This window comes from Novipirellula galeiformis (genome assembly GCF_007860095.1).
Taxonomy (GTDB): Bacteria; Planctomycetota; Planctomycetia; order Pirellulales; family Pirellulaceae; genus Novipirellula; species Novipirellula galeiformis.
Map to the genome: position 1 here is coordinate 658,080 of NZ_SJPT01000003.1, position 19,534 is coordinate 677,613.

At 55.3% G+C, this 19,534-nt stretch carries 18 protein-coding genes; 11 read left to right on the forward strand and 7 right to left on the reverse strand.

Annotated elements, in window-relative coordinates:
• Positions 1 to 23: 23 nt before the first annotated feature.
• The gene (locus Pla52o_RS10305) at positions 24 to 887 is read right to left on the reverse strand and encodes a DUF547 domain-containing protein (RefSeq protein WP_146594504.1); all 864 of its coding nucleotides are present in this window, start codon (positions 885 to 887) and stop codon (positions 24 to 26) included.
• A 476-nt stretch (positions 888 to 1,363) separates the two neighbouring features.
• Between Pla52o_RS10305 and arsB the strand changes: the two genes are divergently transcribed.
• Complete coding sequence (arsB, locus tag Pla52o_RS10310; RefSeq protein WP_146594505.1) at positions 1,364 to 2,608, forward strand: ACR3 family arsenite efflux transporter; 1,245 nt, start codon at positions 1,364 to 1,366, stop codon at positions 2,606 to 2,608.
• Positions 2,609 to 2,631: 23 nt separating this feature from the next.
• Here arsB and Pla52o_RS10315 read toward each other — a convergent pair whose 3' ends face one another.
• On the reverse strand, positions 2,632 to 3,753 hold the full coding sequence (locus Pla52o_RS10315) for a DUF547 domain-containing protein (protein WP_146594506.1): 1,122 nt from the start codon (positions 3,751 to 3,753) through the stop codon (positions 2,632 to 2,634).
• Between the two features lie 325 nt (positions 3,754 to 4,078).
• On the opposite strand from Pla52o_RS10315, the gene Pla52o_RS10320 reads away from it, so the two are divergent.
• The 3 genes from Pla52o_RS10320 (at position 4,079) to Pla52o_RS10330 (ending at position 6,332) form a co-directional block, all read left to right on the forward strand.
• The gene (locus Pla52o_RS10320) at positions 4,079 to 4,582 is read left to right on the forward strand and encodes a rhodanese-like domain-containing protein (protein WP_146594507.1); all 504 of its coding nucleotides are present in this window, start codon (positions 4,079 to 4,081) and stop codon (positions 4,580 to 4,582) included.
• Positions 4,579 to 5,700, forward strand: coding sequence for an FAD-dependent oxidoreductase (locus tag Pla52o_RS10325; RefSeq protein WP_146594508.1), 1,122 nt, complete (start codon positions 4,579 to 4,581; stop codon positions 5,698 to 5,700). Before Pla52o_RS10320 ends, Pla52o_RS10325 begins: the two co-directional genes overlap by 4 nt.
• Positions 5,701 to 5,885: 185 nt before the next feature.
• Positions 5,886 to 6,332, forward strand: a complete 447-nt coding sequence (locus Pla52o_RS10330; RefSeq protein WP_146594509.1) for a hypothetical protein — start codon at positions 5,886 to 5,888, stop codon at positions 6,330 to 6,332.
• Positions 6,333 to 7,501: 1,169 nt separating this feature from the next.
• Here the strand turns inward: Pla52o_RS10330 and Pla52o_RS10335 are convergent.
• The 3 genes from Pla52o_RS10335 to Pla52o_RS26810 all read right to left on the reverse strand — a co-directional run bounded on the left by Pla52o_RS10335 (position 7,502) and on the right by Pla52o_RS26810 (position 8,509).
• Positions 7,502 to 7,762, reverse strand: coding sequence for a carbon storage regulator (locus tag Pla52o_RS10335; protein WP_231612257.1), 261 nt, complete (start codon positions 7,760 to 7,762; stop codon positions 7,502 to 7,504).
• 56 nt (positions 7,763 to 7,818) lie between these two features.
• Positions 7,819 to 8,025 (reverse strand): zf-HC2 domain-containing protein, encoded by a 207-nt coding sequence (locus tag Pla52o_RS27880; RefSeq protein ID WP_390620852.1) that lies wholly within the window; start codon positions 8,023 to 8,025, stop codon positions 7,819 to 7,821.
• 340 nt (positions 8,026 to 8,365) lie between these two features.
• Positions 8,366 to 8,509 (reverse strand): hypothetical protein, encoded by a 144-nt coding sequence (locus tag Pla52o_RS26810; protein ID WP_197169146.1) that lies wholly within the window; start codon positions 8,507 to 8,509, stop codon positions 8,366 to 8,368.
• 349 nt (positions 8,510 to 8,858) lie between these two features.
• Between Pla52o_RS26810 and Pla52o_RS10345 the strand changes: the two genes are divergently transcribed.
• Positions 8,859 to 9,743, forward strand: a complete 885-nt coding sequence (locus Pla52o_RS10345) for a hypothetical protein (RefSeq protein ID WP_231612234.1) — start codon at positions 8,859 to 8,861, stop codon at positions 9,741 to 9,743.
• A gap of 372 nt (positions 9,744 to 10,115) precedes the next feature.
• On the opposite strand, the gene Pla52o_RS10350 is transcribed toward Pla52o_RS10345, so the two are convergent.
• Positions 10,116 to 10,661: a RidA family protein gene (locus Pla52o_RS10350; protein ID WP_197169147.1), complete on the reverse strand. Its 546-nt coding sequence runs from the start codon at positions 10,659 to 10,661 to the stop codon at positions 10,116 to 10,118.
• 531 nt (positions 10,662 to 11,192) lie between these two features.
• Here Pla52o_RS10350 and Pla52o_RS10355 point away from each other — a divergent pair.
• A complete protein-coding gene (locus Pla52o_RS10355; RefSeq protein WP_146594512.1) occupies positions 11,193 to 11,492 on the forward strand; it encodes an MTH1187 family thiamine-binding protein in 300 nt (99 codons plus the stop codon).
• A gap of 376 nt (positions 11,493 to 11,868) precedes the next feature.
• Here the strand turns inward: Pla52o_RS10355 and Pla52o_RS10360 are convergent, their stop codons facing one another.
• Positions 11,869 to 12,207, reverse strand: coding sequence for a hypothetical protein (locus Pla52o_RS10360; protein WP_231612235.1), 339 nt, complete (start codon positions 12,205 to 12,207; stop codon positions 11,869 to 11,871).
• Between the two features lie 914 nt (positions 12,208 to 13,121).
• On the opposite strand from Pla52o_RS10360, the gene Pla52o_RS10365 reads away from it, so the two are divergent.
• The 5 genes from Pla52o_RS10365 to Pla52o_RS10385 all read left to right on the forward strand — a co-directional run bounded on the left by Pla52o_RS10365 (position 13,122) and on the right by Pla52o_RS10385 (position 19,515).
• Positions 13,122 to 14,969, forward strand: a complete 1,848-nt coding sequence (locus Pla52o_RS10365; RefSeq protein ID WP_197169148.1) for a vWA domain-containing protein — start codon at positions 13,122 to 13,124, stop codon at positions 14,967 to 14,969.
• A gap of 258 nt (positions 14,970 to 15,227) precedes the next feature.
• Positions 15,228 to 15,545 carry a hypothetical protein gene (locus Pla52o_RS10370; RefSeq protein WP_146594514.1) on the forward strand — a complete coding sequence of 106 codons (318 nt, stop codon included), beginning with the start codon at positions 15,228 to 15,230 and terminating at the stop codon, positions 15,543 to 15,545.
• Between the two features lie 545 nt (positions 15,546 to 16,090).
• Positions 16,091 to 17,266: a methyltransferase domain-containing protein gene (locus Pla52o_RS10375; RefSeq protein ID WP_146594515.1), complete on the forward strand. Its 1,176-nt coding sequence runs from the start codon at positions 16,091 to 16,093 to the stop codon at positions 17,264 to 17,266.
• Positions 17,267 to 17,350: 84 nt separating this feature from the next.
• On the forward strand, positions 17,351 to 18,412 hold the full coding sequence (arsS, locus tag Pla52o_RS10380) for an arsenosugar biosynthesis radical SAM (seleno)protein ArsS (protein WP_146594516.1): 1,062 nt from the start codon (positions 17,351 to 17,353) through the stop codon (positions 18,410 to 18,412).
• Complete coding sequence (locus Pla52o_RS10385) at positions 18,409 to 19,515, forward strand: inorganic phosphate transporter (protein WP_146594517.1); 1,107 nt, start codon at positions 18,409 to 18,411, stop codon at positions 19,513 to 19,515. The genes arsS and Pla52o_RS10385 overlap by 4 nt, the downstream gene beginning before the upstream one ends.
• Positions 19,516 to 19,534 lie beyond the last annotated feature (19 nt).

Below are 19,534 nucleotides of genomic sequence, written 5' to 3' on the forward strand. Positions count from 1 at the left end.
AGTCTAGGCGACGTTTTCGTGTATCAACGACGTGACGTGCGAGCAGTGGCTTGGTCGTTCAAACCCCAGTCGTAATCAAGATGGGAGACGGAGACCGAGTTTGCGATCGCTGCATCGTAAGCTGCGCGTGAGGGCAAGTAGGGGGCAATCGTGCGGAGTTGGGCGGCTTGGTCGCGACCAAAATCTTCGCCAAACCAATCAAGAATCGACGAGAGCTGGAACCTGCGGCCGGCTGCGTCATATTGAAAGTTGCCTGGGTTAGCGAGGAAGACTTTTGTGTTGATGGTCAGCTGAGTATCCAGTCTCTCCGCCGTGTAAGCCTCGTTCAACAGCCGCGGACAACTGCGTGATGCACAAACGATGGCAAAGTGAATCCGCGGCTCGCCCATCTTTCGCAACACTTCATGCTCCATCTGGTTGAGCGAGTATGGCTTTCCCCCAACCGTCAACAACAAATCATCCCAAATGTTGTAGCCGATCAGTTTCGCGGTGTGATTGCGAATGCTGGTCGTGGGATACTCGCGGAGAATTCCATGAACCGTAACCGCGTTATAGGCGTTGATCCAAAACGCCAACTTCGCTGCCTGGGTCGCCCGAGCACTGGGGTTTGCCGACGAGAGGTGCACCAAGAACGCTTCGAGCGCCCGCACATCGGCAGCGGACTGTTTCCACCCCGTGTAGTTGACGTTTCCGTCTTCATCCACGTAGCGTTTTAGCAAGGCGTCCCAATGGCTTGGGTCGATCTGGTCCATCGAAACTTGCTGGTTCGCAGGCACACTGGCGCCCACCGTTACCTTTGGCCCAGCCGAACATGGGTTCACTAACAGCAGCGAGAGGGCACTAGCAGCCAACGCGATAACGATGTGGGAGGCATTGGGAGTTCTCATTGGGAGTATCCGTTCATTGAGTCAACTGAAATGGGGGCTTCCGTTCTACCATTCGCTATTCAATGGACATCGGAGAGCTCGTTCCGCCCAAGAGTCGCATCCACAGCCTGACGTGTCTGTGAGGCTCAACACATTTGCCGGCGAAACGTGGGGCGGGCACTCATTTGCTAGCCAAGACTTCGCCGGCTCCACCGATCCGATTGCCTTCTCTTAGTGCAACACTTGACTTGGGACGCCGCTGGCAATATCGTCTATCGTGGATAAACGATACAGCTACGCTGGCAACGCAATCGACCAAAGCAATCGACAATGAAACGCTGCGATCGGGCGCTGGTGAAGCCCTCAGCGGATCCGACGGCGGAGGCGTTTGCGAACGTCCAGCAATTCAAAACTCTCGTCGCGGGATGGTGACGACGTTTTTTACCTGCATTTAACGCACTCGGCGATAGTCGATTGCGATGAGAAGGAATGGAAAAGTGACTCAACCACAAGCCTGCCCGGCAGCCGAAAAGGGCATTGGATTCTTTGAGCGTTACCTGACGGTCTGGGTAGGGATTTGCATCGTTGCGGGGATTGCATTGGGCAAGGTTGCTCCTGGAATTGCAAAGTCGCTCGATGGGATGGCGATTTACGTGAACGATGCTCCGGTGATTTCAATCCCGATCGCCATCTGTCTGTTCTTCATGATGTACCCGATCATGGTCAAGATTGACTTCGGTGAAGTGGTCAAAGCTGGCAAGTCGATTCGGCCTGTTAGTTTGACGCTGTTTATCAACTGGGCCATCAAGCCGTTCACGATGTACGCGATCGCCAGTTTCTTTCTGGGCACTCTCTTTCTCGGTTTCATTGGCCCCGATGCCGTTGACTACGTGAAAGCTCCGTTGGGCAGCAATCTTGAGGTGGGATCAACCTACGGTGCTGGCGAGGTGGTCTTGGTCGACGGCGTGAAGATGCTGCAAGTTCCGTTGTGGCGAAGCTACCTGGCCGGTTGCATCTTGCTCGGCATTGCTCCCTGCACGGCGATGGTCTTGGTTTGGGGATTCTTGGCGAAGGGCAACGACGGACACACGCTCGTGATGGTGGCGATCAATTCGCTGACGATGCTTGTTCTGTACGGAGTACTCGGTGGGTTCCTGCTCGGCGTCGGCCAGCTTCCCGTTCCTTGGCAAGCGTTATTGTTGTCGATCGGCGTCTATGTCGCGTTGCCGTTGGTAGCCGGTTACCTGTCACGCAAATGGCTGATCGCGACCAAGGGCGAGGCCTGGTTTCGTGACAAGTTTTTGCATTTCCTAACGCCCGTCACGATCACGGCTCTACTAGCAACGCTCGTGCTGTTGTTTTCATTCAAAGGCGAAACGATCGTTGAAAATCCCCTGACGATTCTGTGGATCGCGATTCCATTGACGATTCAGACGCTAGTGATCTTTGCCCTCGGTTACGGGATCAGCAAAGCGATGGGATTCACTTACGAATCCGCCGCTCCGACCGCGATGATCGGCGCATCGAATCACTTTGAAGTGGCAATCGCGACGGCAACGATGTTGTACGGATTGTCGTCCGGTGCGGCGCTCGCGACTGTGGTGGGCGTGTTGATCGAAGTTCCATTGATGTTGGGCTTGGTCAAGTTTTGCCTCAAGACGAAGGGGTGGTTTCCAGCCGGCTCCTCCGATGGTGCCGGAACCTCCGATGATGATCGAGAAACCGTCCCCAGCAACATATGATCAGCAGCCCGTTAGACGTAACGTCAATCGCGTTTGCCGATTGGACTCAGCGGAACTCGAGCCGCTCTGGAACCATGACCGTCTTGAAGTCGTCGGGTGCGAATGGCCTCCACCCCATGAGCCCACCCGGTGTCTTCCCACGCCACCGCGTCGCAGCGATCGCTAGGCGTCGTGGTCTGCGAAGCATCGTCGCCGTGGGACATCATGTCCATGAAGGGCTTCAGCGCGGGAGACGCGATCGAATACGCGCGGTAGGGAATGGCGGCGAGCTTCACGCCAACTGCCGGGCATTGGTCGTTGAGTGACCAGTCGTAACCAAGGTACTTGAATTTCCAGTTGCAATGCTGCGACAACCATAGCCGATCGCGTTGCGGAAGGTAGGCAAACACCGTTGCAACGACGTCGTGATCGGTTTGGCCGAAATCGTCTCGATACCATTCCAAGATCGGCGACATCTGGACGGTTCGCGTGATCCGCGAAATGTGAAATCTCGCATGGCTGGAAAAAAATTCACGAGCGTTATCGTCGAGTTGCCAGTGAAGAGCGTCCGCGGTGTAGGCTCGATTGCGCAACCGAGGACACCCGCGAGCCGCACAAACCAGAGCAAAGTGAATGCGTGGATCACCCAGCGGGCGCAACACATCGTTCTCGATGCCGTTGAGCGAGCGATAGCTTGCTCCGTCCCAAAGTTGCAGGTCGTCAAAGATTGCAAATTGCGTTCGCTTGCCGTCGATCCGCTGAATACTGGCAACAGGGTATTCATGCAGAATCCCCCAGAGGGTCATCGCGTTATAAGCATTGATATAAAACGCCATTTTGGCTTCTCGCCGAGCCGGAAGCCCCGCATTAACCCGAGTCAGTCCATGAAGGTAGGCTTCGAGTGCATGCACGTCGCGGCTTCGACCGCGCCATCGGCTGTAGCAAACCATGCCATTGCAATCAACATAACGGTGAAGCAGTGCGTCCAGCGGAGCGTGAGAGATGTCCTCATACGACAAACGATTGATCGGTGATGACGATTCTGGGCCACCGAAACGCGGTTGGGACTGTGCTAACGTCTCGTTGCAGAAATTGAAACCAACGACCAGAACGACGATCAGCAATGAGAATGATCGAATCGTCCGAGCGGATAAGAAATGGGTCATGCGAACTCCCTTCGTCGTCTGCGTGTGCTTCCGGATGAACCCGGCTTCCTTATCGCAAATCGGCTGACGAGCGAATGGATGATGTGAACCAACACACACAAGGCAAGATCAGAAGCAAGTAGCGTCGGCCGAATTCTATCAGTGCGGCTTGGGCAAAAAGGAGCAGCGATGCACGCGACGTTTTGCCAACGTGACCAACCTCACAGACAGGGAAACAAATTACGTCGTTTTATATCTCAGGCAGCGGATGCAGGTTGCGGCAACGCAGACACGGTTCGTACTGTCTCTATGAATTGAAAGCTGTACTTCATGGATAGGGTTCCCCGTGCCACGTTTCTTTCTCATCCGTCTCGCCACCCTGTTCCTTGTGGGATTGCCCACAATATTGCTTGCGCAATTCGGAGGGATTTTTTCCGGATCGGCAGCAGTCGCTGAGGTGAACGTCGATGAACTGCTGAAGTGGAAGGCCGAATCCAGTGATGGAGCGCACGAGATCGATGCTCAACACGTGCTGGTCGATGTGCGAGTGCCCCAGGAGTACCAAGTTTCGATGATCCCTGGAGCAATCACAAAAGAGCAGTTTGAGAAGAACCAATCGCAATATCGCAATCGAACCGTCGTCGTTTACTGCACGATCGGGTATCGGTCGGGACAGTATGCAAAAAAGTTGGTGTCCGACGGTTTCTCTGCACATAATTTCAAAGGCAGTATCCTGGCTTGGTGTCACGCAGGGCTGCCGCTGGTGACCATGCAAGGTGAACCGACGAATCGAGTTCACACTTACAGCTCCCAATACAAAGTTCCCGCCAAGTACAAGGCAGTCCATTGAAGACACGTTGCATCGTGTTACTAGGTATCGGCCATACGAATGCCGAAATCCTCAATCACTGGGCCGAGTCGCCAATCCCAAATTGTCGCTTGGTCTGCATCTCGAAATTTCCGACTGCGACCTACTCCGGTATGTTGCCCGGAACTCTCGCGAATCAGTTCTCTCGCGAGGAAATGCAGATTGAACTGGCGCCGCTGGTTGAGAGGGCTGGGGCAGAATTGATCTTAGATGAAGTGATTGGACTTGATGCGGAGACCCGAACGATCAACTTCGCCAATCGAATTCCACTTGCGTTCGACGCCCTGTCGATCGGCATTGGTTCGGTTCCGGCAGATTGGGATCGATTCGATTCTCCAAATTTGATTCCCATCAAGCCCATGCAAACGTTCATCGAACGGCTCGATCAACGTATCGAGCAATGTCAGAACAACGCGAAAGAGCCGCCGAAAATCGTAGTCGTCGGCGGTGGAGTGGCGGGGGTGGAAATCGCATTCTGTGTTCGCGCCCGTCTGGCTTCGTGGGTTCCAGCGAGGCCTCCGTCAGTCCAAATCGTTACCAGCGGCGAGGAGATCGCTGGCGGCATGAGTCAGCGAAGTATCCGCAAATTGCGACGCGAGTTATCCAACCAGTCAATCAACGTCATCACCCGATTTCCGGTGACCGAGGTGCGAGAGAATTCGGTGTCGGATCGAAGCGGTCGTCTTCAGCACGCCGACATTGTACTTTGGGCAACCGGCGCGGTCGCACCACCGTTGCTCGGAAAGCTAAATCTGCCGACCGACGAACGTGGCTTCCTTGCGACCGAGGCGACACTTCGTACGATCGCCGGAGGTCCCATTTTTGCCGTCGGTGATGCTGGCACGGTTGCCGCCAACCCCTCTCCCAAAGCGGGCGTCTTCGCGGTTCGCCAAGCCCCGGTCCTGTGGCACAATCTTCGCGCCACGATCCAAGGCAGTCCACTGAGCGAATTCGATCCGCAGAAAGACTTCCTCAAAATTCTCAACACCGGGCAAGGACGCGCTTTGCTGCAATACAAAGGATTCAGTTTCCATGCACATTGGTGCTGGAAACTCAAATCGTATATCGACAAAGGCTTCGTTGGTAAGTACCGAGTTTAGCGTCTACCTGTCAATTGTTCACCCCAACGTCGGGTAGCTGTCTCCTTTGAACATCTACCCAATCTCGGAGAGTCGAAATGCATTGAAACCTCCGGAATCGAGTCGAGTGGCTCCTTGATGATCGTGGCCGTCAACGATTGTCCGGAACGCTACGTTACCCATAGTCACATTTTTGAAAATCAGCCATGAACGAAAGCGAATCAAAAAATCTTGAAGCGGGCGGGGCGCACAAGCATCTAGCCAGCGAGAATAGCACGAGTACCAACGTCAAGCCAAAATGCTCTTGCCGGTATCGGGGATTCCGACTTGCGTTGTACTCGCTCGTTGCCGTCGGCCTTCTCGGAAACGTGGCCGCTCGCGCCGCTCCAGAGTGGATGGGTTCCGCTGCCGATTTTGTTCAGAACCACGTACTTATCGGTGCGGCGTCCCCGACGCAGGAGTGTTCGGGGTGTGTGGACGAATGCGGTAAAACGACGTTCGTTTTCGAGGGAACCTCCGGATTACCATGTAGCGGAAACGACAGCTGCTCGGTGGACAATTGCGAGGGTGAATCATGCCTTGACGAAGAAGCAACCGGTGACGACCAAGCGATCGCAACAGAGAGCGACAACCTCGATGAAACCAAGCCGTAAATTAATCGAAGCTTACGCCAAGAACCCACTTTGGAAGATTGGTTCTAGCAACATCCGAGCCGAATGCGATTCACCCGACGTCCGGGCCATTCGCTTAGCAGTTGCAAGGACGGTTATTGGTGTTCGGTCAGTGAGCTTCCGCACTCGCCCGACCAATGTGCCCCCAGCGTTTAAGCGAATAGCGATTACATGCCTTGATGAATCGCGAGACGATCGAGGCCTAGATCACATTTGCCATCCAGTCGTTCGCATTGCCCTCGCTTGAATCGCAACGCTTGTCCCGAACTTGCGGATCCATCAGCGTCCGGTGGCGACTAATCAACTTCGATCGCGAACTCGCATTGTATCTCAACACTTTGATGCGGACGCACCAGTTCGATCGCAATCTGCTTGAGAAAGAAACTCGGTAGCCTGCCGCAGACAATCAACACTCTACCTTGAACTCCACAAGTCAACCTCTTAACTGGAGTGTAGGCGCAGCGCGAGATTGCCGCTTGAATGTCGCCTGTGGCAGACCTCAAAATCGCTTGCGATGGAACACACGTCTGCTCCTCAGGAACGTGGCGTTTTTCAGTTGCGATCATTTCGATCCCCATGGCCTTGGTGTCCGATCGGGAGAGACTGCTTCGACGCCATACTTGCCGTGGTGTTTTGTCTTTTGTGGCTGATAGATGGTCCAGAGTGTTAACCCAATACCGAATGACTGGACAAGTGGCCAATCGCTTGCATTGGCAAGGACGAATCCGCATCGCTGCCAAATGTAGCCACGCAAGAATTCGCTTGTTTCGGGGCGCCAGACCAACCATTGCCACGCGCAAACGCCAACAATCATCGTAAGACTGATACTCACCAGCCCAAGCCCGATCCTTGCGGTCACGTTACGATCCCAGCTCCTTCTCCACGGAATATAAAGCAGCGGTGGCCAGATGGCTGCAAACCAAGCGAGATGTACCGCCAACAATGCATCTGAAGTTGGGCCGCACCCCCAAGGCCCGCACAGAGAGTGGTCGTTCACCAGGACGTTTCCATGGACCGAAAGTGCGGCCAACACGCCTCCGTACCAAATCAGTGGCACCAACAAACATTCGATCACGCGTGGTATTGACTGCATCGTGGATCTTTCCCTTACGATAATTCTTTGCCTGGAAACAGAGCGACAAAAGCACGGTTCACGCGACAAGGGGACACTCTGTGATCTCAGAGCCACAAGTTGACTCTGTGTCTGAAATGAGCTTGGGCAAGACTTCTCGGCGATGAACGCCGATGGTTGACGGTGCAACAATGCCAACTTTCACACGATTGCCGGTGATCGTCAAAATCTGAATCGTTACAGTCTCGCTTCCAATCATCAGCACTATCTGCTGAGCAGCTTTTCGTGACAGAACAAGCACGCTTCCGCCTTCTTGTTTGAGATTCTCTTGATGGATCATCACATCCGTGATCCGATGACCTCACTCTACGAGCGTGACCAAGAGTTGTCTGTGAGCTAGAGAACGCTCGCGAGAATGATTTTTTGGAGTTTGTCTCTCTGGCAAGCTCCACTGGCCGTGGGCGGTCCTCTTGCATCGCATTCGTGTTTGCCTGGCAATAGCAGGTCCTGGCATCGTGGACACGTCGCTAAGTGCATTTCAAATGGGTTTTGCATTTCGGACGACAACGGGCCCATCGCGTATCGATTCATACCGGAATGCACTTGGGTGCAGGTGACACCACCGAAATTAAAATCGGCTGGGGCCTTGGTCGGTTCACCAACCAAACGCCAAAGTCAATAAACGCCCCCCCCCGGCAAACCAACTCGCATCACCGTCTTTCGTTGCTGCGCGGCGTGACGTCGATGGTTCAATTGTGCAAGCGTCCCGGAGGAACAACACGTCCACTCGTTGGCATCCGGAAAATTTTGGCGGTTCATGCCACCGTTGCTTCATTGGAAAAATGAGATAGGCCGATGCCGATATTTGTCGAAAAGATCGCAAACGAGGCACCTTTAACTTGTTCATCGTCCTGCACCTCGCTTGACCTGTCTGTATAGCGGCTCACCGTTCGCGGAACGAGTTACCTGCCAACCATGGGCCCCGTAAAATGAAATCCTGGCTCCAACTCTCGCGTATCCAAGTGGTGGTGTCGCGAACGATCGGGACGGCATTTTCGCCGGCACACTTTTGATTGAGATCATTCATGGATGATCAACTTCTTCACAGCGAGCTGACGACGGGAAGCTCAACGGCGTAAAAAACAAACAACCGCAATAGCCTCACTTGAGTAATGCATCGCACGTCGTGTGTATGGCAAAGCTTGACGTCGTGCACGGCAGCGGCGCTGTGCCAATTTCCATTCACCTTAGTCAGGGTCTATGATACATCGACGCACGCTCGCAGCCGTCTGACCCTCCACGAGTGCCGTGTACTCTGAACTCCCGTCTCTGACGGCGGTTACAGTAGCACAACGTTGTAAGACGGTTTCGGCCACCGTTATCTTTTTCGCCGATTTGTTAACTCGTGTTCCTCTTCCCCCACCGCTGATCGCAAGATGGCCAACTGCTCCCCTAAATCATCACTCGGTGAACGATTCCTGCGCCCATCGCGGAAATGGATCGTGGTTCTCGTCCTGGCGTCGCTGGCGACCGGTTCCACTGCGGCAGAGCCCAACCCGATCGATGCGGAAAACTGGCGAAGCCAACAATTGGCGACCATTGCCGAGCAGATTCAAAATGCCGATTCCGACGACGATCGCTTGGAGTACGTCGCGAGACAATCATGGCTGCGTCGCTGGAAACCGGGACACATGTCTCTCGCGCCGACGGAGGCACCGGCCGACTCGGAACGGGTCGAGGAGCCCTTGCTTGAAACGCTGGTCAGGCCTGCAGAAATCGCCCCAAATGTTTGGCAACAAATGATTGACTTGCAGACGCGTTTGCTCTCGGTCGATAACGACGAGCAGCGCAAAGAAAACTTGCGGACCACCATCGGATTGGCGAAGCAACTTGAACAAGTCCTCTCCGACCAATTTCCGTCGGAGTCGCAGCAGTTAACGACACCGACCGCTTGGATCGTGGCGTACACTCGATACCGACTAGGACGCGCCTTGGCTTATCGCGAATTGCCGAGCGTGCGAGCGCGATGGCCGATTTCAAATCCGGATCATTATGAAGTACAGCTTACCGCGGTCTATCAACGGCTGATCAAGCAAGCGAATCGAGATCGGCCCGAGTTCATTCTGCTTCAGGATCGGATGTTGCGGCGCGCCGGCCAGAAGGGGCTAGCCTTAGAGCTACTGGAGGTAAGCCAGCAATCCATTGAACCGAAATGGTACCTCAAAAAGCGGCGAGATCTGCTACACGAGCTCGGCTGGGATCCCGCCTATCAAGAAGCTGCCCAACGGTACCTCCAAGCAGGCTACAGCGACGAGCCGTGACCCTGTGCGGCGACGAGCGCGAGAGCTACTCACTCGCGCCGATTAGTTTGGAAACGTCCTTTCTTTTTGGCTATCGAGCGTCGCAAAGAGTCGCCGATCGATGAACATGCGAAACATCAGCCCGATTCCGCTTGATCTCCAGCGAGGTCCCCGCGATCGCCGATGGTTTCGGTCGTGGCAACCGTGAAGGCGCGCCGAGCGTCCATGGCTAGTCCGCTCTCGCTAGCTCCGTATGCCTCCACAAGATGCTCTGTCCCCGTTGGCTAGTCCCCGTCGGCTAAATCGGATCCTCACGGGTAGCGAAATCGTTTTTCGGTACCGCACACCTATTCTTGTCCTGGCGGGTAAAGGTCAGCCAATCAACCACCGCCGCTACAGGATTTCAAAAACCGCTTCGACTTCCACAGCGACTCCAGTCGGTAGCGCTGCGAACCCAAGGGCGCTGCGTGCGTGATAGCCATCGCCATCTTTGCCGTACAATTCGTGAAAAAGATCCGATGCGCCGTTGATCACTAAATGATGATCCGTGAAATCGGGTGCCGAGTAAACGCAGCCCAACAATTTAACGACCTTCAGTCCGTCCAGCGATCCATGGGTGTTGCGAACCGAGCGAAGGATCTTCTCAGCACACTCGCGGGCTGCTTTATAGCCATCGTCGACACTCAATCCACCGCCGAGAATTCCCTTGATGTCGCTGACATGACCTGATGTGATCAGCTGGTTGCCGCTTTTGATGCAGAGATTTAGGTAGCCGTTTGGCTGATCGCTAAGGTCGATTCCAAGGTCGATTGCTTTCTGCTGGGCTGACATGAAGACTTCTTTCGTGAAGTTTGAGAATGGATTGAAATTGTGACGGCTCAAAATGCCGCCACACTCGACCAAAAAGAATACCGCCCCAGCGACCATCTGCCAATCCAAGCAGCGTCCAACACCAATCTGTGAGCCCAGATTCGACACCTATTGCAAGGCGGTTCCTGCGCAAACGGGCGTTGATCTGCGACCGTGCAGCGCACCGAGCCAAATGTTGGGTTACTGCCTCACGGATTCATTGCTTCACGGCAGGCGAAGTTTCCGGCGTCGCCCCCCCAGCGTCATTGCTCGACAAGTCTGGGTGGCTCAAGATGCTCTGCCCCCGTTGGCTCTCTGTCCCCGTTGGCCCTGTCCCTGTTGGCCCTGTTGGCCATGCTATCCCGGCCCAGCGCAGCGACGGTCAACGGCGGTTCCCAAAGGGCGCCACTGAGCCAGCGTCCCCCTTCTTGCCGAGACACTCGAGATTCGGCACCGGTGCGTAGAAAACGCCAACTCCGCCCTGCGGGTCAGAAGTCGATGTTCGGATTGATAAACCACCGCTGACGTCTCAGAACCATTGCCGCTGCCTTTCTCGCCGTGAGTGTTTAAGCTTGATCCTTGAGATGGGCGCATAACCAACAAATGAAAGGTTTATCTGAGATGAAAGTAATTGTAGATTTGTGTGTCGTCCCGATGGGCGTCGGTGTATCGGTAAGCAAATACGTCGCGGAGTGCCAAAAGGTATTACAGGAAGCTGGATTGGAGCACCAACTTCACGCCTACGGCACAAACATCGAGGGTGACTGGGACGATGTTTTTGCCGCGATAAAACGGTGCCATCAACGTGTCCATGCTATGGGGGCGCCGCGAATCACCACCACGATCAAAGTTGGAACTCGCACGGACCGTGAACAGACAATGCAAGACAAAATCGACAGCGTGACTGAGACCAGAACCTAGAAGTCCTCACCAACTCGCCCCGATTTCATCGTCCGGCGTTTCTCTGGATTCCGCCATCAGTGCACGTGAGCGGAATGGCGGAAAATCGCTTCGGTGGTGCTACACCTCGCACCGGGGTATGAACTGCGCTCGGCTGTGCCCGATTCGCGTTTCACGGAAATCATTTAGCGATCCGGCGGCAATGCAGGTCGGCCCTGTGGATCAGCCCGGGCGATGCACGCATTCTCTGAATCGCAGAGACGCGGCGGATGCATCGATGCATGTCCATGTTACGTCAAAGCGACTGCAGCGACTAAACGGACAAAGAGGCCGGACATGAATCGTCGCGGCAGATGCAAGTTGCGTGATCGGACATCGTTCGCACAACGCGATGAATTCATGCTAAGCGACCCAATGGGGTCAGCGGCGGGTTGCTGCGAATGATCTCACCTGAATCCGATACCTTCAAATAATAGGACGACCAAATGTGGAGCCGCATTGAGACCGCGAAGTCCCCCGGCTGCTCTAGCTTCTCCCAAATGTTGACCCGATAGTTGTCGTTGTGGTGCCGACACACCTCCACACGATGCAATCGAGGTGGCCGGCCGACTTTCTGGAGAACCTGCGCCTTGATCTTTTCCGTGTGGTCGGCTTGCGACTCGGGGTCATCTTTCTGCGGGGCTGTTTGATCGGCTTTTGCCATTATTTCCTCGGCCACTTGAAGGTGATGCGACACTGAACTGTATCGTAATTCAGTCCCGATCGATACGAGTGCGGTGTGGAGAACGCAGCAGCGACGGATAGACACCCCCAATTGGCTGCGATCGGTTGATCGGAAATTTCCTCGGTTTCACCACGCGACGAGACTCCCCCACCTGCGCAATCCTGCGGACGGTTGCATCGCCATCGCCGAAACCGATCCGCCGTGAAATCACACCGGTTCGCTCACCGATACGGCGAAAACGGTAGGTTTCTAACCGTCTGCGGTTTCATCGACCGACGCGATTTTGGGGATTTTCTCGTCAGAATCCACGCTCCGAAACGGCGTGTCAGCGGGCGAGAGGTGCTTGATCCTCCGATCCTCAGCGAATGACCACGCTTGAAAACGGGCATCCGCGAGGCGTGTGTGGGGTGGCTCGGCGTCACCGATTTCGGAAATGTGACCGCTGCACGCTTGATGGAGGTGCATTTCTGGTACGCCCAAGCCTTCCCGGTGAGAAGTTGCTGGGTAAACAGCTCGGCGAACCGCGTTTGCTGTTTCTCGCTTAGGTACTCTGTTTCTCGCTCAGGTACTCTTGGCGGCAAACCTTGCCAAACTGTAAGCGATCACACAGACGGAGTGGTGGCAAACCGGTAACGTGTGACATGTTTTGCAACGACAGGTGTCGCCCCCGCCTGTGACCTCTCGATGTTGCTATCCGCACCAAACTCCACATCTCGTCACGATCACGCTCAACGCGTACGCCCCGACACAGAACTGAGTTTCGTTTGACAAGGGTCCGATGGACCGGCTATTCGTATAGAGATTGCTTCTCAAACCTTTTCACTTTTCCGGCAGCGCGCATGCCCCGCTCCCAATTGTTTTCTCCCTTGGATACGGCTGACGCTCCAGTTTCGTTAAAGAGTCAAAGACACCGTCGTTTGGTTTCCTTGCTGACTTCTGCGGGACTGCACACGTTGTTGTTGCTCGCTTTAGCACTCTTCGTCTTCCCCACGATGGTCCGCCGCACCCAAGTCCTCAAATTTGTAGTGGGAGAATCCGACACGTACTCCCTGACGACGATCGATGTTACGCCCCGGTGGGATGCCATCGGCTCCGATCTCACCGATGAGCCAATCGTGATCCCAGAATCCGAAGTGCCTCCAGAATTGGATGCCTCCTTGTTTGAGTTATCTGGCGCAATTGACGATCCCTCTCGCAGCAGCAGCAACGTCTCGGCGGTCGCCTACGTCGTTCCGAAGAACATTGGCGAATCGCTCTCCGCATCCAACTCGGTTGAAGGCGCTGTCGATCGGATCACTTCGGAATTGGAAGGGAAGTTTGAAAAGGGCGACTTGTTGGTTGTGTGGCTGCTCGACGCATCACACAGTTTGGTGGATGATCGCAAACGTGTCGCCGTTCGTTTAGCCCCGTTCTACGAAAGCATTGTCAATCGTCACAGCGGGGCGAAGTTTGAAGTGCGAAGCGCTGTCGTCTCTTACGGTTCCGCAATGCGTGAACGTGTTGCACCGACGGAGTTTGGCAAGAAGATTGTTTCAGCGGTGGAGGATTTGCCCATCGATCGAACGGGTGACGAGAATGTCTTTAGCAGCGTTGCAAAATGCGCCAAGGTTTACCGGTCGTCATGGCCCGATCGGCAAATCGCCATCGTGATTTGGACTGACGAATCCGGTGACGACATCGAACACCTGGAGAACGCGATCGCAGTCTGCCGCGAACAGCAGGTATCGGTGTCCGTCGTGGGGCCCTCATCCGTATTAGGTGCCGACACCGGGCTGCATGCTTACGTCGATCGTAAGACCCAAGCGGTTTACCAACTTCCGGTCCGACGCGGACCGGAAACGGCAATGCCCGAACGACTTGAACTTGGCTATTGGTATTTAACGCGTTTGAATTCCCCGGTGCAAGGAGGTCCCCGAAGCTTACCGATGTGGCTCGGTGGGCAAGACCTCCGGGGTATCCTTTGCGGGTTTAGTCCCTACGCGATGACACGTTTATCAATTCAAACAGGAGGGTCCTATACGATCTTCGACCGCCAAGAAGAACGTGGCCCATTCGATCCCGAAGTGATGGCTCGGTACATGCCAAGCTACGGGTCGTTGGCTGAGTACGAATCCGAAGTTCAATCGAATCCGTTACGACGCTCAATCATGAGAGCTGTAGGCGAATTGAAAGGAAAGAACGTCGACGAACCAACCACGATGTTGTTCATCAAACGAACGGGCAGCCGCGTCTTCGATTTCACGCGGTACTATTACACCCCGAGCGAGTTTCGCTCGAAGCTTAGTTCATCACGTGGACGTCTGAAGGCCCAAGCGACACGGTCATCAAAGTTCGTTGACGCGGCTCTGATGCACCTCACCGATGGTGGCGATCTTGACCTTGGCTTAGAGGAACTCTACGAGCATGAGAATTCACCGAGATGGCGAGCTTGGTACGATCTGACGCGCGGACGATTGCTGGCAACGAGTGTACGGCTTGAGGAATATCGTTTAGCAATCGACTCAATGATTTCCCCCGACGGGCTGGCCCCATCAACGAATCACGTGATGCTGAGGGCATCGTCGGAATTGCGATCCAATGAGACCTTCCAAAAACGAGGTGACGAGGCCGAGCGTTTACTGAGGCGATGCGTACGAGAGAACCAGGGAACGCCGTGGGAAACGCTGGCGCAACGAGAACTTGATTTCGCGCTCGGAGTCGGAGTGCGTCAAATGTCACTCACTCAACAGCCCATGGGGCCAGCATCGCGATCGCCAAGTCTCCCCCGGTTTTGAGCGGAGAGCAAAGAGTTTCTGCCGTTTTTAACACACTTCTTGGCCCGCTTTGCCGAACTGTACGCCATCACACAGACGGAGCGTTTGAAAAATCCGTAACGTCCGAGCCGTCAAGCAGCAGCGGCAATCGCCTCTTTGCGGTTAAAGTCGGACGTTTCGTATGCCGGCTCACATTGTGAACCGAACTGCAGGGCCGATGGAACAGGAAAGGAATTCTCGTTCCAAGCAAACTCAAGCTGAATTTTCGTAAGGAAACCCATGTCTCGTAAGTTACTCGCCAGCACGTCCATTTTGAGCGTCGTTGCCTTTGGTTGTTTTGCGTTTTCGGGCTGCCGCCAAGCCGGTTCCTGTCGCGACGGCAGTTGCTCAGTCCCGTCGGCTTACAACTCGCCCGCCTATCCTGCGTCGCCTTCGCATTCTCAACCGGCCTATCAGGGATCCGGCACGAGCAACTCGATGCCATCGTCTTCTTATTCCGCTCCCTCGCAAAGCGATAACACTCCGCCCCAAAGTTACTCGGCCCCAGCTGGGTCGGGGACACGTTCGGCTCCATCGGACGGATCGGGCACACGTTAAGCCACCCCCGGCAAGGACACGATCAAACGATTGATAAGCCGTCGGCATGGCTGGCTGAGAGGTGTCGCTGCATGCCTATCCGTATTCGCATGTGGCTTCGCAGTGCGGTCACCACTTTCGCCCCCAACGGCCGACCGTCACCGCGAAGCCCCTCCAAGCCGGTCCCGATATCAACTTTGCCGATGAGACTGACGAGCCGGTCGGTTAAGTGTTCAGTCGTATGATCGGATTTGAGGGTACGGACAAGCCGACGCTCCCGCAGCGATCGTTTCCGCCCATGCGCCGAGGAGCCAATGCGCCGAGGAGCCAATGCGCCGGACTGCGACACCTTAGAAAGGCATTGCCCTGTGTTGTGACACCGCAAAGCGGCTGCAAAAAGTTTTTCTGAAACCGTGTAAGGATCGCGTTGGTCCACCGTCTTCCCTTGCGAGCTGCCTCGTCTCGGCATCCCGTAGCCCAGGCTTCCAATCCTGGGACCAGCAAACCCAGGCTGGAAGCCTAGGCTACGGATTATCCCAACTCGCATCCGAAAGGAAGTCGGTCCTATGAAAACAGTCCTGTCCAGCGAAAACCAAGTCGCCGAGTCGTCGGTTTACCAGCGGTACGCCGCTGCCGCACAAGCAGTCGAACCGGCGCTTTGCTGTCCGGTTGAGTACTCGACCGACCTATTGAACGTGATCCCTCAAGAAATCATCGAACGGGATTACGGATGCGGCGATCCCACTCCCTACGTTCGCGCGGGCGAAACGGTACTGGATTTGGGCAGCGGAGGTGGCAAGTTGTGCTACATCGCCGCCCAGGTCGTGGGTCCCCAAGGGCGGATCATCGGTGTCGATTGCAACCGTGAAATGCTGGGACTCGCTCGGAAACATGCGCCAGCCGTAGCCGAGCAACTCGGCTACGCAAACGTCGATTTTCGCTATGGATTGATTCAGGACTTGGCTCTCGATCTGGATCAACTTGCTGGAGAATTGTCGCAACACCCCGTGAACAATCCGGCTGGCTATCTGGCTCTTCGCCACACCGAGGAACGTTTACGTCGCGAACACCCCCTCGTCGCTGACGACTCAGTCGACTGCGTTTTGTCCAACTGTGTCTTGAATCTAGTACGGCAACAAGATCGCCGACAATTGTTCGCCGAGATCTTCCGCGTCTTGCGGCACGGCGGACGCGCGGCAATCAGCGACATCGTCAGTGACGAGAGTGTCCCAGAACGATTGCAACAGGACCCAGAGCTTTGGTCGGGATGCATCACCGGTGCGTTTCGCGAAGATGAGTTTCTAAAAGCGTTCGAGGATGCAGGCTTTCACGGAATCGAGATCGTCAAGCGGCAAAGTGAGCCTTGGCGGACGGTGGAGGGAATTGAGTTTCGCAGCGTGACGGTCGTCGCACATAAAGGAAAGCAGGGTCCGTGTTTGGAACGCGGACAAGCGGTGTCGTATCGCGGCCCATTCAAGCAAGTCCAGGATGACGACGGTCACACGTATTTCCGAGGCGAGCGGATGGCCGTTTGTGACAAGACGTTCAATCTGCTTCAGCAAGAACCGTACACAAACATGTTTGACGCGATTGAACCGCGCAACGTAGTGCCGTTAGAAGATGCAAAGCCGCTGGATTGCCGGCGCAATGCACGACGGCATCCACGGGAAACCAAAGGCCTCGAATATGACGCGACCACCGATGCGATGAATGGCTGCAATGACGAAGGGCCGTGCTGTTAGACCGTAGCCTAGGCTTCCAGCCTGGGTTTCATTTATGCATTCAATTGTCCCAGGCTAGAAGCCTAGGCTACGCAAGGAACCACCATGCAATTATCACTTCTACGACAAAAAAGCGAACTCGCCAACGCCGCCATGCAGCGAGAAATCCTCGAGGGCGACGCAAAGCCGCGACAGCCCTACTTCCACGAGAAAGTGCGATCAAGCGGTCTGAGGAACCTTCGTGCAACTGGCATCGAAGTACTGCAAATCAACGTTGGCAAGTTGTGCAACCAAACTTGCACCCATTGCCACGTGGACGCAGGCCCGGACCGTCGAGAGAGCATGTCGCGAGAAACGGCCGAGCAAATCATTGACGTCCTCGCGAACAACGACATCCCGACGCTGGACATTACCGGTGGCGCACCGGAGATGAACCCCAATTTTCGCTGGCTCGTCGAACAAGCTCACAAGCTTGGACGCCGTGTGATTGACCGCTGTAACTTAACGATCTTGATGGCGAATGGATTCAAGGACTTGCCCGAGTTTCTAGCTCAGCATGACGTCGAAGTCGTAGCCTCTTTGCCTTGTTACATGGAAGAAAACTGCGATAGCCAACGCGGCGATGGCGTTTTCAAGCGTTCGATCGACGCCCTGCGCCGGCTCAATGCACTTGGCTACGGACACCCCGGTTCAGGACGAAAGCTGACGCTCGTTTACAACCCGACCGGAACCTCGCTGCCGCCGTCGCAACACGAACTCGAAGCGACTTACCGCGGCGAGTTGAAATCACGCTATGATATTATCTTTTCCGATTTGCACACGATCACCAACCTTCCGATCAGCCGCTTTCTCGATGAACTGCTCCTGGGTGATCAACTCGATGAGTACATGCACAAGCTGATCGACAGCTTCAACCCACTGACGGTCGAGGGGGTCATGTGTCGCACGATGGTCTCGGTTGATTGGCAGGGAAACTTGTTCGATTGCGATTTCAACCAGATGTTGAACATGGGATTGCCTGCGGACCTACCACAACACATTTCAGATTTCGATCCCGCGAGACTTGGCGACCGCGTGATCCAAACCGGCCGACATTGCTTTGGTTGCACCGCCGGATGTGGATCGGGATGCCAAGGAGCGGTCGTTAAGATCGGAGCAGCAAAATGATCGTCCTTCTTGCCCTCGTTGCCGGGATTTTGCTGGCCTATGCCAACGGTGCAAACGACAACTTCAAAGGCGTCGCCACGTTGTATGGCAGCGAGACGACGACGTACCGTCGAGCACTCATGTGGGCGACGGCAACCACGGCGGCAGGTTCGCTGACGGCCGTTTGGCTCGCCCGCGAATTGCTAGAACGATTCTCGGGAAAAGGAATCGTGCCGGACGCACTCGTGGCTCAGAATGAATTCGGAGTTGCCGTCGCGTTGGCGGCAGGAATCACTGTGATGCTGGCCAGCCGCCTTGGATTTCCGATCTCCACCACCCATGCTTTGGTGGGGGCGATGGTCGGGGCGGCGGGTGCCTCATCCTTTGCCGTCGATTGGAATATTCTGTCGTCCAAGCTGATGGCACCGCTGCTGCTGAGTCCCTTGGTTGCGATCCTCGTTACAACAGTCCTCTATTTGACGTTTCGTCGAACTCGGGTCGCGATGGGGATTGCGAAAGAAACATGCCTTTGCAGTGGTCGTGAAGTCGTCGAGGTTGTTCCGCTGGGATCGGGCGTGATGGCTATGGCCCGCGCCGAGGAGCTTTCGATCACGTTGGGGACAAACGTAAGCTGCCGAGATCACTACGCCGGAACGTTTGTGGGTGTCGATGCTCGCCAATTGCTCGACGCAATGCATTTTCTTTCCGCCGGAATGGTGAGTTTCGCGCGTGGCTTGAATGACACGCCAAAGATCGCTGCGCTGCTATTGATTGTTCCAGCCCTGAATTCGCTCACCGCGACGGTCGTGTGCGGCTTGGCGATCGCCATCGGTGGCTGGCTCGGTGCGAAGAAGATCGCCGAGAAACTGAGTCACGGCATCACCGAAATGAACGCAGGCCAGGGTTTCTCCGCCAATCTCGTCACGTCGGTCTTGGTCGTGTTCGCGAGCCGTTGGGGGTTGCCCGTTTCGACCACCCATGTATCCTGCGGCGCCCTGTTTGGAATTGGAAGTGTCACAGGCCAAGCACACTGGAAGTCGATCGGCCAAATCTTGCTCGCTTGGGTCACGACACTCCCGGCAGCGGCGGTCATCGCGTGGTTCGTTTTCAACGTGTTAACGTAGCCTCGTCTCTACGCGAAAA

Bases quoted from the DNA above. Each gene is read 5' to 3' on its own strand.
- Pla52o_RS10305 (WP_146594504.1), bottom strand. From the start codon at position 887: ATGAGAACTCCCAATGCCTCCCACATCGTTATCGCGTTGGCTGCTAGT.
- Pla52o_RS10315 (WP_146594506.1), bottom strand. From the start codon at position 3,753: ATGACCCATTTCTTATCCGCTCGGACGATTCGATCATTCTCATTGCTG.
- Pla52o_RS10330 (WP_146594509.1), top strand. From the start codon at position 5,886: ATGAACGAAAGCGAATCAAAAAATCTTGAAGCGGGCGGGGCGCACAAG.
- Pla52o_RS10335 (WP_231612257.1), bottom strand. From the start codon at position 7,762: ATGATCCATCAAGAGAATCTCAAACAAGAAGGCGGAAGCGTGCTTGTT.
- Pla52o_RS26810 (WP_197169146.1), bottom strand. From the start codon at position 8,509: ATGAATGATCTCAATCAAAAGTGTGCCGGCGAAAATGCCGTCCCGATC.
- Pla52o_RS10345 (WP_231612234.1), top strand. From the start codon at position 8,859: ATGGCCAACTGCTCCCCTAAATCATCACTCGGTGAACGATTCCTGCGC.
- Pla52o_RS10355 (WP_146594512.1), top strand. From the start codon at position 11,193: ATGAAAGTAATTGTAGATTTGTGTGTCGTCCCGATGGGCGTCGGTGTA.
- Pla52o_RS10370 (WP_146594514.1), top strand. From the start codon at position 15,228: ATGTCTCGTAAGTTACTCGCCAGCACGTCCATTTTGAGCGTCGTTGCC.
- Pla52o_RS10375 (WP_146594515.1), top strand. From the start codon at position 16,091: ATGAAAACAGTCCTGTCCAGCGAAAACCAAGTCGCCGAGTCGTCGGTT.
- arsS (WP_146594516.1), top strand. From the start codon at position 17,351: ATGCAATTATCACTTCTACGACAAAAAAGCGAACTCGCCAACGCCGCC.
- Pla52o_RS10385 (WP_146594517.1), top strand. From the start codon at position 18,409: ATGATCGTCCTTCTTGCCCTCGTTGCCGGGATTTTGCTGGCCTATGCC.